The following is a 13,257-nucleotide window of genomic DNA, read 5'->3' as shown; positions in this document are numbered from 1 at the left end:
AAAAAAGGTGCCCTCATGTCTGACAAAAATCCCCGTTACTCTCGCATATTGCTCAAATTATCTGGTGAAGCCTTAGCAGGCGGCAAAGATATGGGTATTGATACCGAAGTGCTCGACAAGATGAGTTTGTCTATCGCGCACCTGCGTGGTCTTGGGGTACAAGTCGGCATCGTCGTCGGCGGCGGTAACTTATATCGCGGCGCGCAGCTACAAAAAGAAGGCCTAGTTGGCCGTGTCACTGGCGATCAAATGGGTATGCTAGCTACAGTTATGAATGGTCTTGCGATGCGTGATGCCCTTGAACGCCGCAATATCAAAACGCGTTTGATGTCAGCGTTGCCGATCGGTGAAGTAACCGAAAGTTATAGCAGCCGTAATGCGATTCGTTATCTCAAAAATGGTGACGTTTGTATCTTTGTCGCTGGTACTGGTAACCCTTTCTTTACTACTGATACCGCCGCTTGTTTGCGCGGCATTGAGATTGAAGCGGGTCTTATTCTAAAAGCGACCAAAGTTGATGGCGTCTATGATAAAGATCCAAGCTTACATAGCGATGCTGTCAAATACGACGGTTTGACCTTTGATGAAGTATTAGAACAAAAGCTTGGCGTGATGGATTTGACCGCTATTGCATTATGCCGTGAGCACAACGTACCGCTACAAGTCTTCGATATGACCAAGCCTAATGCTTTATTAAATGTCATTATGGGCGAAAATGAAGGTACGCGCGTTTATCATTAATTAAGAATAATAGTTTATAAACAGATAGATAATAACTAACTGTTATAAATTACCGTAAAATAATAGCTAATGAACACCTAATAACCTAACAACATTGAGTATTATCGGTATCGATAAATAAGGACACATAATGATTAATGAGATTAAGAAAGACGGCGAAGCTCGTATGGCCAAGACTTTAGAGGCGCTTGAGGGCACTTTTAGTAAGGTTCGTACTGGTCGTGCACACCCAGGCATGCTGTCAGGCGTTATGGTTAGCTATTATGGTGCAGATACACCGCTTAACCAAGTAGCGAGTGTCAACGTTGAAGATTCGCGTACGCTACTAGTGCAGCCATTTGAGCGCACTATGGTGCAAGCGATAGATAAAGCCATTCGTGAAGCAGATTTGGGTCTTAATCCAATGACTGCCGATGTGATTCGCGTACCAATGCCAGCTTTGACAGAAGAGACTCGCCGCGATATGCAAAAACTTGCGCGTGGTGAAGCTGAAAACAGCCGTGTTTCTATCCGTAATATCCGCCGCGATATGATGAACGACATCAAAGATTTGGCGAAAGAAAAAGAAATATCTGAAGATGAAGAGCGCCGTGCTAGTGATGATATTCAAAAGATCACTGATAAGTTCATCGAGACTATAGATAAAAAACTTGATACTAAAGAGACTGAGTTGATGGCAGTATAACTGTATTCTTCTTGGTGGTAGTTTAAATAGACAGTCAGTAGCCTTTTATTACTATTGGCTGTCTATTTTTATATATGTTGATTTATAAGTATTAAGTGCAGTGCTCCATAACAGAGACCTTAATATTATAAACTGATGATTTCCGCTTATGATAAATCTGTGGAATTTAGGCGCTAGACTTTTTAAATCTGATAGCGCAGGTTATGATAAATGCAGCGTTTTTAAGCCAGCTTCTTAAAACAGTATCGCTGACAAATTTACCTTTATAATAAGCAGTATAGTCCATGTCTACTTCAGCCCCTTTGGGTTCTATCATTATCCCTCGTCATATCGCTATCATCATGGATGGCAATAACCGTTATGGCAAAGCAAATGCTTTAGGTCGCGGTGAAGGACATATTGCCGGCAAAGATGCACTAGATCCTATTGTTGAGTATTGTCTAGATACTGGCATTGAGGTGCTCACAGTATTTGCATTTTCAAGTGAAAACTGGCAACGACCGCCAAGCGAAGTGGCGTTACTTATGCGTCTGCTGACCTCAACGATTCACGAGCAAATGCCGCGAATGAATAAGTACCGTATTCGGCTACGTTTTATTGGCGACCGCAGTCAGCTCGACAATGACTTACAAGCGTTGATGCTGGATGCAGAAGCTAAAACGGCACATTTTGAAGCGATGACACTAGTGATTGCTATCAGTTATGGTGGTCAGTGGGATATCGCCAATGCCGCAAAACAGTTGGCTCAACAAGTTGAAGCGGGTAATTTACGTGCTGAAGACATTGATAATGATTTGCTAGGTAAATACGTACAGCTAGCCGATGAGCCTGCCGTGGATATGTTAATAAGAACAGGTGGTGAATATAGAATTTCCAATTTCTTATTGTGGCAATCAGCCTATGCAGAGCTATTCTTCACCCAAACATTGTGGCCAAATTTTGTTGCAGATGAACTTGCAGACATGATTAAAGAGTTTGCGCAGCGTCAACGCCGCTTTGGTAAAACCAGCGAACAAGTTGAGACGCAGGCATTGCGCTAGTTAACGCATTTGTATTAACTGTTATACTATAGTACTGAGCAAATGTTTATTATCACTATAAGGCCTGACTGGTATGTGGCAACGGATTAAAACAGCAATTATTTTAATTATTATTGTTGGGATTGCACTGTTTGCAAGTCAAACGCCCATCTTCTTTGCACCGTTACTGGCGATTGGAGTAACTATTGCTGCGCACGAATGGACGAAGCTCATGCCTGCATGGCGTCAGCCTGTCGTTTTTGTAATGATGGTGCTAGCCATAACTTTGATATCCTTGATGCTTGAAGTCACATGGGTGCTTTGGTGGGTGGCGTCTTTAATCATTTGGCTAATGGCGTTATCTTGGGTCGGTAAGTTCCCTACGCATACTAACTGGTATGGCAAAAAGCTGAGTTTGATGGGGGTGGTGATATTAACCGCATCGATCACTGCGATGTTTTACTTATGGCAGCTGTCAGCATGGTGGCTGATGTATGTATTCTTATTGGTATGGTGTGCAGACAGCGGTGCTTACTTCGTCGGGCGTAAGCTAGGTCGGCGCAAAATGGCACCCAATGTTTCTCCAAATAAGAGTATGGAAGGGCTAGCTGGTGGGTTGGTTACAGGCTTGCTAGTGGTTATCGTTATCAGTGTCTTTAAACTACAGCTGACTGGTGTGGCTTTGGTCGCCTTTGTCGCGCTCTCTGCAGTGACGATTTTGGCATCAGTATTGGGTGATCTATTTGAGTCAATGCTTAAACGCCGTGCCAAAGTAAAAGACTCAGGGACCATTCTACCGGGTCATGGGGGTATTCTTGATCGTATTGATTCACTATTATCCGCTACTCCGATATTTGCGCTCGGTTTTTGGGGTCTGCAACACTTAGGATTAATAGTTGTCTAAACTTTCAAGAGCTTCCAAGTGTCTCAGTCTGTCCGTTTATCTCTAATTTATACTTTGAAAAGTCAGCAATGAATTGTTGCTGACCAAATATTTTTGACATTCAATTTTGAATAACAACTTTTTAACAATATTCATGGGCATTGATAGTTATGACGCAACGCATCGCTGTACTTGGCGCAACGGGCTCTATTGGCGACAGCACGTTAGCAATTCTAGCGTCGCATCCACAAGACTATGACGTCTATGCTTTATCAGGTCATCAGCGTTTAGATAAACTATTTGCACTATGCCAGCAGTTTGAGCCGACACGTGTATGTGTGTCGACGGCTGATGTCGATAGTTTTGCTAAGCGACTTGGCGCGGCAGGCTTAACGATTGATGTGGTAGGCGGTGATAATGGTTTAATAGACATCGTAACCGATACGCAGGTTGATACCGTAGTCGCAGCTATAGTTGGGGCGGCAGGACTGCCATCGACATTAGCTGCTGCGCGCGCTGGTAAGCGTATTTTGCTTGCCAACAAAGAGGCGCTCGTCATGGCAGGGCAAGTGATGATTGCAGCAGTCAAGAGCCATAATGCAACCTTGTTACCTATTGATTCTGAACACAATGCAATTTTTCAATGCTTGCCGACGTCTATTCAGCAAAATAATACTCAGATTCATGAGCCAAGCCATGGCGTACGAAAACTATGGCTAACCGCTTCAGGTGGACCATTTTTACAACAGTCTTTTGAGCAAATGCAGCGGGCAAGTGTAGCCGAAGCAGTCAAACACCCAAACTGGTCGATGGGTCAAAAGATATCGGTCGATTCTGCAACGATGATGAATAAGGGGTTAGAGCTAATAGAGGCCTGTCATTTATTCGATCTACCAGAGAATAAGATAAATGTGGTTATTCATCCACAAAGTATCATTCACTCAATGGTAGAATATAGCGATGGTAGCTTTTTAGCGCAGCTTGGCAGTCCAGATATGAAAACGCCAATCGCGCATGCCTTGAGTTATCCTAAGCGCATTAATAGTGGCTCACAGCCATTAGACTTATATGCGTTAAGTGGGTTGGAGTTTATCGAACCTGACTTACAGAAATTTGCTTGTCTTCGTCTTGCACGTCAAGCCATGCAGACAGGTACGCAAGCTACTATAGTACTGAACGCTGCTAATGAAATTGTAGTCGCCGCATTTTTAGCGGGACAGTTGCGATTAACTGATATTGCTGAGATTAATGAACGAGCGTTAACCGAGATACAAGTGCCACTATTAGATGAAAATGCTGATATTGAAGATATTTTGGCGATTGATAAAATAGCACGGCAACATACCGAAGCGCTTGTCGCTAAAATGGTATAACCAGATTCAGAGCAACCTAAACGAGAAAAGATCATGACGTTTTTACTAACGCTGCTAGCGGCGATTTTTGTCTTAGGGCCTCTGATTGCACTGCATGAATGGGGTCACTATATAGTGGCACGACTATGCGGCGTCAAAGTGCTGACGTATTCTATTGGTTTTGGCCCAAAGCTGACTGGCTGGACGAGCAAAAAAAGCGGTATTGACTACCGTATATCTATGCTGCCATTGGGTGGTTATGTCAAAATGCTTGATGAGCGGGAAAGTGAGGTAGCAAAAGATGAGCTGCATTTGGCCTTTAATCGCCAGCATCCGCTAAAAAAGATTGCTATCGTTGCTGCTGGTCCAATCATGAACTTTATTATCGCGATTGCGCTATTTTGGGTATTGTTTATGACCCCATCTGAGCAATTGGCCACTAAGATTGGACAAGTTTTACCAGATACTCCAGCGGCAATGGCACAGTTGCCAGTCGGGGATAAAATTATCGCGATTGATGGTCATGAAGTACAGACGTGGGAAGGCATTAATTATCGCTTGGCAGGACGGATGGGTGAGACAGATAACGTCAGCATCACTCTGCAATCAGATGAACAATCTACGGATGCTGCGAAGACCTATCAAGCACCTGTGACGCAGTTTATGCAAGGCGATGCTAAAGGAAAAGATGCGTTAACCAGTTTTGGAATGTTACCTTGGCAACCACAGATTGCGCCAATCGTTGGTGACTTATCTGCTGATGGCGCAGCGCTTCGTCAAGGCTTAGCAGTAGGCGATCGCATCACTGCGATTAACGATAAAGAAATCAAAGATTGGATTAGCGCCACACGAATTATTCGTGATAATCCAGAAGTACTACTAAGCTTTACCGTCATACGTGATGGCAAGACAGTACAGCTACAAATTATGCCACAAGGCAAGAAAGACAATCTTGGTAATGCCTACGGTCAGATTGGCGCTATGGTTGAACAATCTGAGATTGTCATTCCTGATGCGTATAAAACCACGGTGGTCTACGGCCCTGGTGAAGCAATGGTAAAATCGTTTGAAAAAACTGAACAGCTGGCAGTAATGACAGTCAGCTCAATGGGAAAAATGATATCAGGTATGATCGGTCTTGATAATTTATCTGGACCTATTACTATCGCTAAAGTCGCTAAACAGAGCTTTGATATCAGCTGGGAGATGGTGCTATCTACTGCTGCTTTGATCAGCCTAAGCTTGGCAGTTTTGAATCTATTACCAATTCCTGTATTAGATGGTGGCCATATTGTGTACTATCTTATCGAGTTGATTCGCGGTAAGCCGTTATCGGAAGGGGTCCAAACCGTAGGATTAAATATTGGTTTACTCTTGCTGGCAGGTTTCATGGTGTTAGCGATTGGTAATGATATCAGTAGGCTGTTTTAGGTAAATGTAGTGTAACTTGTCAAGTAAGGCACGATACACTAACGTCTGCACAGATATCATGTTATGGTTATTCGGTTGATTTAACATCGTTGCTGCATCGATGCGACTGTACTAATCGTAATTTTTAGTTTATTTTATGATGCGTTTTATATAAAGTGTCATCTGTCATCCCATGTTTAAGTCGCAGACAGTGTGCTAATTGGGCTAGACAAAATACGCTTTTTAACTTAACTTAAGCAAGTTTTTTATTGACGGATAGTGTTTATGCGTACGCCTTTATTTATGAGTGCGGCTGGGTTGCCGTTAGTTGTAGCGATGATGAGTATGCCTGCACAGGCGGCAAACTTTGTGGTCACCGATATTGGCTTCAATGGTCTACAACGCCTAACCCCTGATAGTCTTTATCCAGTTTTACCTGTTACAGTAGGTGACACGGTTACAGATAGCAGTCTTGCAGCCAGTATTAAAGCACTGTATGCAACTGATAATTTTGCTAATATCCAAAGTCGTGTTGAAGGCAGTCAACTTAGTTTTGATGTCGTCGAACGTCCTATTATCGCTGAAGTTAACTTCGAGGGTAATAAGCTCATTCCCAAGGAAGGCTTAGAGCAAGGTCTTAAAAACGCTGGTCTATCCGCAGGTGATGTTCTTAAGCAGTCAACACTACAGGGTGTTGCGAACGAGCTACAACAGCAATATATCAGCCAAGGTTACTACAATAGTAATATCGAGGTTGATCAAACGCTGCTTGACGGTAATCGCGTAAAATTAGATGTGCGCTTTATCGAAGGTAAGCCTGCCAAAGTTGTCGATATTAACGTTATCGGTAATAAGCACTTTAGTGACGAAGACATAAAAGACGTTTTTGCAGTAAAAGAATCTTCATGGACACGTCTACTGTCCAAATCTGATCGCTATGCTAAAGAGAAGCTAGCGGCTAGTTTAGAGAGCTTAAAAGCATTGTATCAGAACGATGGTTACGTGCGTTTTAACGTCGATAATGCTGTGCTTAATATCAGTGAAGATAAAAAAAGTGTGTTTATCGAAATCAGCTTAAGCGAAGGCGAGCAGTATCAATTTGGTGAGATAAACTTCTTAGGTGAGCCGAAATTTGCTAACGATGAGCTCGAAAAGCTGGTTACTTTCAAATCTAACGAGCAGTACTCGCAAGCCAAGCTTGATGCGACTACTGCTGCGCTCAAAAGTCGCTATGGTAATGAAGGCTATTATTTAGCTCAGGTTCGTCCAGTGCCACGTATCAATGACGAAACTAAAGTCGTTGATATTGACTACTACATCGATCCTGCACGTCCTATTTATGTACGCCGTATTAACTTTAATGGCAATATAAAAACACAAGATGAAGTACTACGTCGCGAGATGCGTCAGTTAGAAGGTGCATTGGCATCTAATGATAAAATTCAGCTGTCACGTACACGTTTGATGCGTACGGGTTTCTTTAAAGCTGTTAATGTCGATGTAAAGCCAGTACCCAATCAGCCAGACCAAGTCGATATCAACTATTCTGTGGAAGAGCAGCCGTCTGGTAGCTCAACGATCGCTGCTGGTTATTCGCAAAGTGGCGGTGTAACGTTCCAGTTAGATCTTACTCAAAATAACTTCATGGGTACTGGTAACCGCGTCAAAGCTGCATTATCACGCTCAGAAACGCGTGACTCTTACAGCTTAGGTTACACTGACCCGTACTTTACTGAAAATGGTGTATCACAAGGTGTCAGTGCCTACTATCGTGAGACCAAATACGATGATAGAAACGTTAGTAACTATGTTACTGACTCTTATGGTGCTACGCTGAACTACAGTTATCCTGTTGATGAAACTAAGCGTGTCAGTGCTGGAGTAAACTTCGATAATACGTCAGTACGTGGCGGACGTTTCCTAGGAGTATCAAATGTCCAACAACTTGTTGATGATGGCGGTACGGTTGAAAACTTTGAGGGAAATGATGAGTTCTCTGGACGTACAGGTTTCAAAAACGACTACAATAGCTATAACCTATTGTTAGGCTGGGATTACAGTACGCTAGATCGCCCCGTATTTCCAACTAAAGGGATGAGCCATAATGTTAATGCGACCTTAGGCTTTGGTGACACGACTTATCAGAAAATGACTTATACTGGTAACCTGTACTATCCTGTGTATAAAGATGTGATCGCACGCGGTTATACTAAGCTTGGTTATGGTAACGACTTACCATTCTACGAAAACTTCTATGCTGGTGGTTATGGTTCGGTACGTGGTTATGAGGCATCGACCCTTGGTCCTAGATCAAAAGCTTACGATGATGCTATCAAAGGTGTTAACCGTTTTAAAGATGAAGAAGTGGGTGGTAATGCTTTAGCAAGCTTCGGCACTGAGCTAATTTTACCAATGCCATTTAAAGGTGATTGGGCAGATCAAGTACGACCAGTAATATTTGCTGAAGGCGGTCAAGTATTTGATACCAGTGGTAAAGAGGATCGTAATTTTGTTAACCCGGCTAACGGTTCTGACGAGTTTCCCGACCGTAGCGATCCTAATGATCCAGACAAGACCAAAAAAATACCCTTGTTATATCAAGATAATGATATGCGTTTTAGTGCGGGTGTGGGTGTTACTTGGTACACCCCAATCGGTCCAATCTCGCTTAGTTATGCCGTACCTATCGGTGATAAAGAAAATGATGAAACTGAGAAAGTTCAATTCCAGATTGGTAGCACGTTCTAGTCAGACTTATCATTTAAGAGTCACTCCATATTGAAGTGGCTCTTAAAGATAGGTATTGGTACTGCTTTATCCCTATTATTTTAATTGGTTGCTAAACTGAAATTCCAGCTTGGCACCAGTTTTATTTTTATTAATCATATTAACGCTAATTATGATAACGATTGAACAACTTATCTTCCAAATTGAGCAGCGCCAGCCAGTATTAAATAAAGCTGAGTTTAGTGCTGCCCAATTATGTCAGTCTTTAGATGGTGTCGGTAGTCTGACTGATGCGAATAGCATGCAGCTGAGCTTCTTAGCAGACCCACATTATATATCTAGTCTGGCGTCTAGTCAGGCTGGCGCGGTTCTCGTTACTGAACAATATCGCATGCAAGTTCCACTATCAACCATAGCACTAGTCGTAGCGTCACCTTATTTAGCTTATGCTACTAGTAGTCAGCTTTTTGCGCGTCGTATATTGAGTAATGGTATTCACCCAACAGCAGTTATTGCTAATAGCGCGGTAATCGGGGCTGATGTTCAAATTGGTCCTCATTGCGTGATTGGTGAAAATGTACATATCGGTGCGCGTAGTTGTTTGGATGCTCATGTAGTCATTGAATCATATACGCATATTGGTACTGACAGCGTGTTTAAGTCGCAGGTCGTTGTTGGACATGACTGTATTATTGGCGATTATGTTAGACTACATGCAGGTGTTAAAGTTGGTTCTGAAGGATTTGGTTTTGCACCGACGCGAGATCCGAGCAGCAGTGGTTGGGAGCGTATTGCACAGCTTGGTCGTGTGATAATTGGAAACCATGTACGTATTGGTAGTAATACCTGTATTGACCGTGGGGCAATTGATGATACTGTTATCGGCGATCACGTGATTATTGATAATTTAGTACAGGTCGCACATAACGTCCGCATTGGTGCGGGAACCGCTATCGCTGCCAATACAGGTATCGCTGGTAGTACTACTATTGGCAAGCGCTGCATTATTGGCGGGGCAGTAGGTATTACTGGTCATATTGAAATCACAGATGATGTTACTTTATCAGGCATGACCATGGTGACTAAGTCTATTAAAGTTGCTGGTTCTTATTCGTCAGGGACGTCAGCAATGCCAACCGCTAAGTGGCGACGGGCAGCAGTACGCTTTAAGCAATTAGGTGATGGCTAAATACATCGAATTTTAACTATCAACAATATTGTCAATAATATAATAGCTAACACTAGAATAAACAACACTATTAATCATAAACAGTACGCAAAAAAGCAAGGAAGCCCCATTATGAGCGCCACAGATATAGATACTTTAAATGATGAAGACATCAAAACACTATCTGAACAAGGCTTAACACTGCCGTTGACTTATCATACGCTCAAGCACTATCTACCACATCGTTATCCGTTTATGTTGGTCGATAAAATCACCGCTTGTAAGCCTGGTGAATGTATTACTGGTATCAAAAATGTGACCATCAATGAAGAGTTTTTTAATGGTCACTTCCCTGACGAGCCTATTATGCCAGGGGTGTTAATGGTTGAGTCTATGGCTCAAGTTTCAGGGGTGTTAGGCTTTATTAGTGCTGGTTTGACCGCAGAGGATGGTTATTTATATCTGTTTGCAGGGGTTGATAAGGTTCGTTTTAAACGCCGAGTGATTCCTGGTGATCAGCTAATTATCCGCGCCAAAACAGTGATGCAAAAGCATGGTATCTATAAGTTCGATTGTACAGTACACGTTGAAGATGAGCTGGCTGCTAGTGCTCAGGTGATGATAGCTCGTCAAGAGCAATAAAGAGCTAGTAATACTAATTGCTTTTAAATTAATAGTTGGCTAGCGTGTTTAAAGATTGACGTCAATACTGGCGATGAGAATAATCATTAATAATCATATTTATGATCGGAATTAGTATTAGCATTATCATTAAGGCTAGACTATCTGTTTTACCATTTACTCGCATCAAATGATACAAAGGCCTGCATTATGAGTCAGATTCATCCCACAGCGCTCATCTCACCATCTGCTACGATTGATGAGACAGCAATTATCGGACCATATTGTATCGTTGGTGATGAGGTAACGATAGGTGCGCACACCATTTTGCATCGTCATGTGGTAGTGACTAAACTAACGCGTATTGGTAAACATAATGAGATCTTTCAGTTTGCAAGTATCGGTGAGAACCCACAAGATTTGAAGTACGCTGGTGAGCGCACTTGGCTTGAGATTGGTGACCATAATAGTATTCGTGAAGCTTGTAGCTTGCATCGCGGTACCGTGCAAGATAAAGGTTTGACCAAAATTGGCAGTCATAATTTATTCATGGTTAATACCCATGTCGCTCATGATTGCTTAATAGGCGATCATAATGTTGTCGCAAATAATGTGGGTATTGCAGGACATGTGACTATTGGTAACAATACGGTTATAGGTGGTAACTCAGGTATACATCAGTTTTGCCGAGTAGATGATTATAGTTTAGTCGGCGGTGCTAGCTTAATCTTAAAAGATGTTGCTGCCTTTACTATGGTATCAGGTAACCCAGCACATGCGCATGGACTTAATATCGAAGGCATGCGTCGCAAGGGCTGGTCACAACAGACCATTGATGCATTACGCCAAGCTTATCTCACTATATTTAGATCTGGGCTAACGACTGTACAATCTCTTAAAGTTCTACAGGAAGATTTACTACCAAAAGAGCCAAAAATCCAGTTGCTCATTGACTCGTTGCAGCATAGTAAACGTGGAGTGGTACGTTAGCATAGTACTACCAAGTCACTAAATCCTTTTATATCAACCCCAGTATTTAAACGAGCCATACATAATTGTTATGGCTTTTTATGTTTATGACTACTTGACTTTTTTGGCCGCTTAGCAGAAACTGAGCGTTTACGGTATTGTAAACAATTCTTTCTTAATGTTGCTGAGCGCGTCACATTGATGCGTTGACTAAATAGCTTGATATTAATTATAACTATTTATAATAATCAGGGATGATTATGGACAGCATTAAGTGAAGCACGAGGAAAGAAAAATGGCTATCAATAAAAAAGAACATGCTCAATGGAGCTCAAGCTTTGGCTTTGTACTGGCAGCAGTAGGATCAGCAGTTGGTTTAGGAAATATATGGAAATTTCCATATATGGTCGGTGAAAGCGGTGGTTCAGCTTTTGTTATTGCTTACTTGTTCTGTATCGCGTTGGTTGGTTTTCCAATCTTAGTAGCCGAATGGTTAATCGGTCGCCGTGGCCAAAAAAACCCTATCAACTCTTTTGCGGATGTAGCAGCAAGCGAAGGCAAATCACGTAGTTGGGGTATTGTTGGTGCTACTGGTATTTTAGGTGGCTTCTTAATTCTATCGTTTTATAGCGTTATTGGTGGGTGGGCACTTAACTATATTACTAAAGTAGGTACAGGAAGTTTTACAGGTCAAGATAGTGATTCTGTCGCTGCGACCTTTGATGCTATGCTAGCTTCAGCAGGTACATTGACGATTTGGCATACCGTATTCATGATCATTACTGCTTTGATCGTTGGTATAGGTGTGACTAAGGGTATTGAAAATACTGCTAAAATTTTAATGCCGCTATTAGGTGTTATTTTATTCGTTATCGTTGGTTACAACGTTATGAATGGCGGTTTTGGTGAGGCAGTTAGCTATTTGTTTGCCCCAGACCTTAGCAAATTGACTGCTGATGTGATGCTCGCAGCATTAGGTCATGCCTTCTTTACGCTATCTATTGGTATGGGTATCATGGTTGCTTATGGCTCATATCTGGGTCGTGAAGTGAACTTACTCAAAACGGCACGTACTGTTGTTATTCTCGATACAGTTATTGCTTTGGCTGCTGGGCTAGCAATCTTCCCAATCATCTTTAGCAATGGTCTTGATCCTGCTTCAGGTCCTGGACTTATCTTTGTAAGCCTACCGATTGCTTTTGGTAGTATGGGCGCTGGTACTATTATTGGTACTTTGTTCTTCTTATTGATTACTTTTGCTGCAGTAACTTCGTCAATCTCATTACTTGAGCCGACAGTTGAGTTTCTAGAAGAGCGCACTTCAATGAGTCGTACTGTATCGACTATTGTGGCAAGTACGGTAATTTGGCTGCTAGGTATTGCTGCACTGTTATCATTTAACCTATGGTCTGATTTTACTATTATGGGTAATGGTATCTTTGATATTCTAGACAAAATCACTAGTAAATTCATGTTACCTTTAACAGGTCTTGCAGCGATCGTATTCTTTGGTTGGAAAATGGATCAGAATAGTATCCAGCAGGAGCTTGGCTTGTCCAATGGTGCTTGGCAGCTTTGGCAAGTAGTGGCTAAATTTGTTGCTCCGATTGCCGTAGTTGTAGTATTTATTACCACGCTAATAGGTTAGAGCTTGCGAGTGTTAAGTCATAAAATTGGTAAGT

At 42.2% G+C, this 13,257-nt stretch carries 11 protein-coding genes; all 11 read left to right on the top strand.

Annotated features, from left to right (window positions below; all coding sequences use genetic code 11):
• The first annotated feature begins 15 nt into the window (after positions 1-15).
• The 11 genes from pyrH to AAEY87_RS07250 all read left to right on the top strand — a co-directional run bounded on the left by pyrH (position 16) and on the right by AAEY87_RS07250 (position 13,223).
• Positions 16-741, top strand: a complete 726-nt coding sequence (gene pyrH, locus AAEY87_RS07300; RefSeq protein WP_068036369.1) for a UMP kinase — start codon at positions 16-18, stop codon at positions 739-741.
• A gap of 130 nt (positions 742-871) precedes the next feature.
• Positions 872-1,426, top strand: coding sequence for a ribosome recycling factor (gene frr, locus AAEY87_RS07295; RefSeq protein WP_068036368.1), 555 nt, complete (start codon positions 872-874; stop codon positions 1,424-1,426).
• Positions 1,427-1,710: 284 nt separating this feature from the next.
• Positions 1,711-2,466, top strand: coding sequence for a polyprenyl diphosphate synthase (gene uppS / locus AAEY87_RS07290; protein ID WP_068328241.1), 756 nt, complete (start codon positions 1,711-1,713; stop codon positions 2,464-2,466).
• A gap of 73 nt (positions 2,467-2,539) precedes the next feature.
• On the top strand, positions 2,540-3,349 hold the full coding sequence (locus tag AAEY87_RS07285) for a phosphatidate cytidylyltransferase (RefSeq protein ID WP_068036365.1): 810 nt from the start codon (positions 2,540-2,542) through the stop codon (positions 3,347-3,349).
• 149 nt (positions 3,350-3,498) lie between these two features.
• Positions 3,499-4,701 (top strand): 1-deoxy-D-xylulose-5-phosphate reductoisomerase, encoded by a 1,203-nt coding sequence (gene ispC / locus AAEY87_RS07280; protein WP_350656572.1) that lies wholly within the window; start codon positions 3,499-3,501, stop codon positions 4,699-4,701.
• A gap of 33 nt (positions 4,702-4,734) precedes the next feature.
• Positions 4,735-6,111, top strand: a complete 1,377-nt coding sequence (gene rseP, locus AAEY87_RS07275) for an RIP metalloprotease RseP (RefSeq protein WP_350656571.1) — start codon at positions 4,735-4,737, stop codon at positions 6,109-6,111.
• Between the two features lie 264 nt (positions 6,112-6,375).
• Positions 6,376-8,838 carry an outer membrane protein assembly factor BamA gene (gene bamA / locus AAEY87_RS07270; protein WP_350656570.1) on the top strand — a complete coding sequence of 821 codons (2,463 nt, stop codon included), beginning with the start codon at positions 6,376-6,378 and terminating at the stop codon, positions 8,836-8,838.
• Positions 8,839-8,989: 151 nt separating this feature from the next.
• On the top strand, positions 8,990-10,006 hold the full coding sequence (lpxD, locus tag AAEY87_RS07265) for a UDP-3-O-(3-hydroxymyristoyl)glucosamine N-acyltransferase (protein WP_068036357.1): 1,017 nt from the start codon (positions 8,990-8,992) through the stop codon (positions 10,004-10,006).
• Between the two features lie 111 nt (positions 10,007-10,117).
• Positions 10,118-10,627 carry a 3-hydroxyacyl-ACP dehydratase FabZ gene (gene fabZ, locus AAEY87_RS07260; protein WP_068036355.1) on the top strand — a complete coding sequence of 170 codons (510 nt, stop codon included), beginning with the start codon at positions 10,118-10,120 and terminating at the stop codon, positions 10,625-10,627.
• Between the two features lie 189 nt (positions 10,628-10,816).
• Positions 10,817-11,596 (top strand): acyl-ACP--UDP-N-acetylglucosamine O-acyltransferase, encoded by a 780-nt coding sequence (gene lpxA, locus AAEY87_RS07255; RefSeq protein WP_068328231.1) that lies wholly within the window; start codon positions 10,817-10,819, stop codon positions 11,594-11,596.
• A 274-nt stretch (positions 11,597-11,870) separates the two neighbouring features.
• A complete protein-coding gene (locus tag AAEY87_RS07250) occupies positions 11,871-13,223 on the top strand; it encodes a sodium-dependent transporter (protein ID WP_350656567.1) in 1,353 nt (450 codons plus the stop codon).
• Positions 13,224-13,257: the final 34 nt, after the last annotated feature.

The sequence above is a fragment of the Psychrobacter sp. S1-30-MNA-CIBAN-0213 genome, from assembly GCF_040309845.1.
Lineage (GTDB): Bacteria > Pseudomonadota > Gammaproteobacteria > Pseudomonadales > Moraxellaceae > Psychrobacter.
The sequence above is the reverse complement of the archived record's forward strand: the minus strand, read 5'-3'. Positions and strand labels throughout refer to the sequence as shown.

Bases quoted from the DNA above. Each gene is read 5' to 3' on its own strand.
- ispC (WP_350656572.1), top strand. From the start codon at position 3,499: ATGACGCAACGCATCGCTGTACTTGGCGCAACGGGCTCTATTGGCGAC.
- fabZ (WP_068036355.1), top strand. From the start codon at position 10,118: ATGAGCGCCACAGATATAGATACTTTAAATGATGAAGACATCAAAACA.
- rseP (WP_350656571.1), top strand. From the start codon at position 4,735: ATGACGTTTTTACTAACGCTGCTAGCGGCGATTTTTGTCTTAGGGCCT.
- uppS (WP_068328241.1), top strand. From the start codon at position 1,711: ATGTCTACTTCAGCCCCTTTGGGTTCTATCATTATCCCTCGTCATATC.
- AAEY87_RS07285 (WP_068036365.1), top strand. From the start codon at position 2,540: ATGTGGCAACGGATTAAAACAGCAATTATTTTAATTATTATTGTTGGG.
- lpxA (WP_068328231.1), top strand. From the start codon at position 10,817: ATGAGTCAGATTCATCCCACAGCGCTCATCTCACCATCTGCTACGATT.
- pyrH (WP_068036369.1), top strand. From the start codon at position 16: ATGTCTGACAAAAATCCCCGTTACTCTCGCATATTGCTCAAATTATCT.
- frr (WP_068036368.1), top strand. From the start codon at position 872: ATGATTAATGAGATTAAGAAAGACGGCGAAGCTCGTATGGCCAAGACT.
- lpxD (WP_068036357.1), top strand. From the start codon at position 8,990: ATGATAACGATTGAACAACTTATCTTCCAAATTGAGCAGCGCCAGCCA.
- bamA (WP_350656570.1), top strand. From the start codon at position 6,376: ATGCGTACGCCTTTATTTATGAGTGCGGCTGGGTTGCCGTTAGTTGTA.
- AAEY87_RS07250 (WP_350656567.1), top strand. From the start codon at position 11,871: ATGGCTATCAATAAAAAAGAACATGCTCAATGGAGCTCAAGCTTTGGC.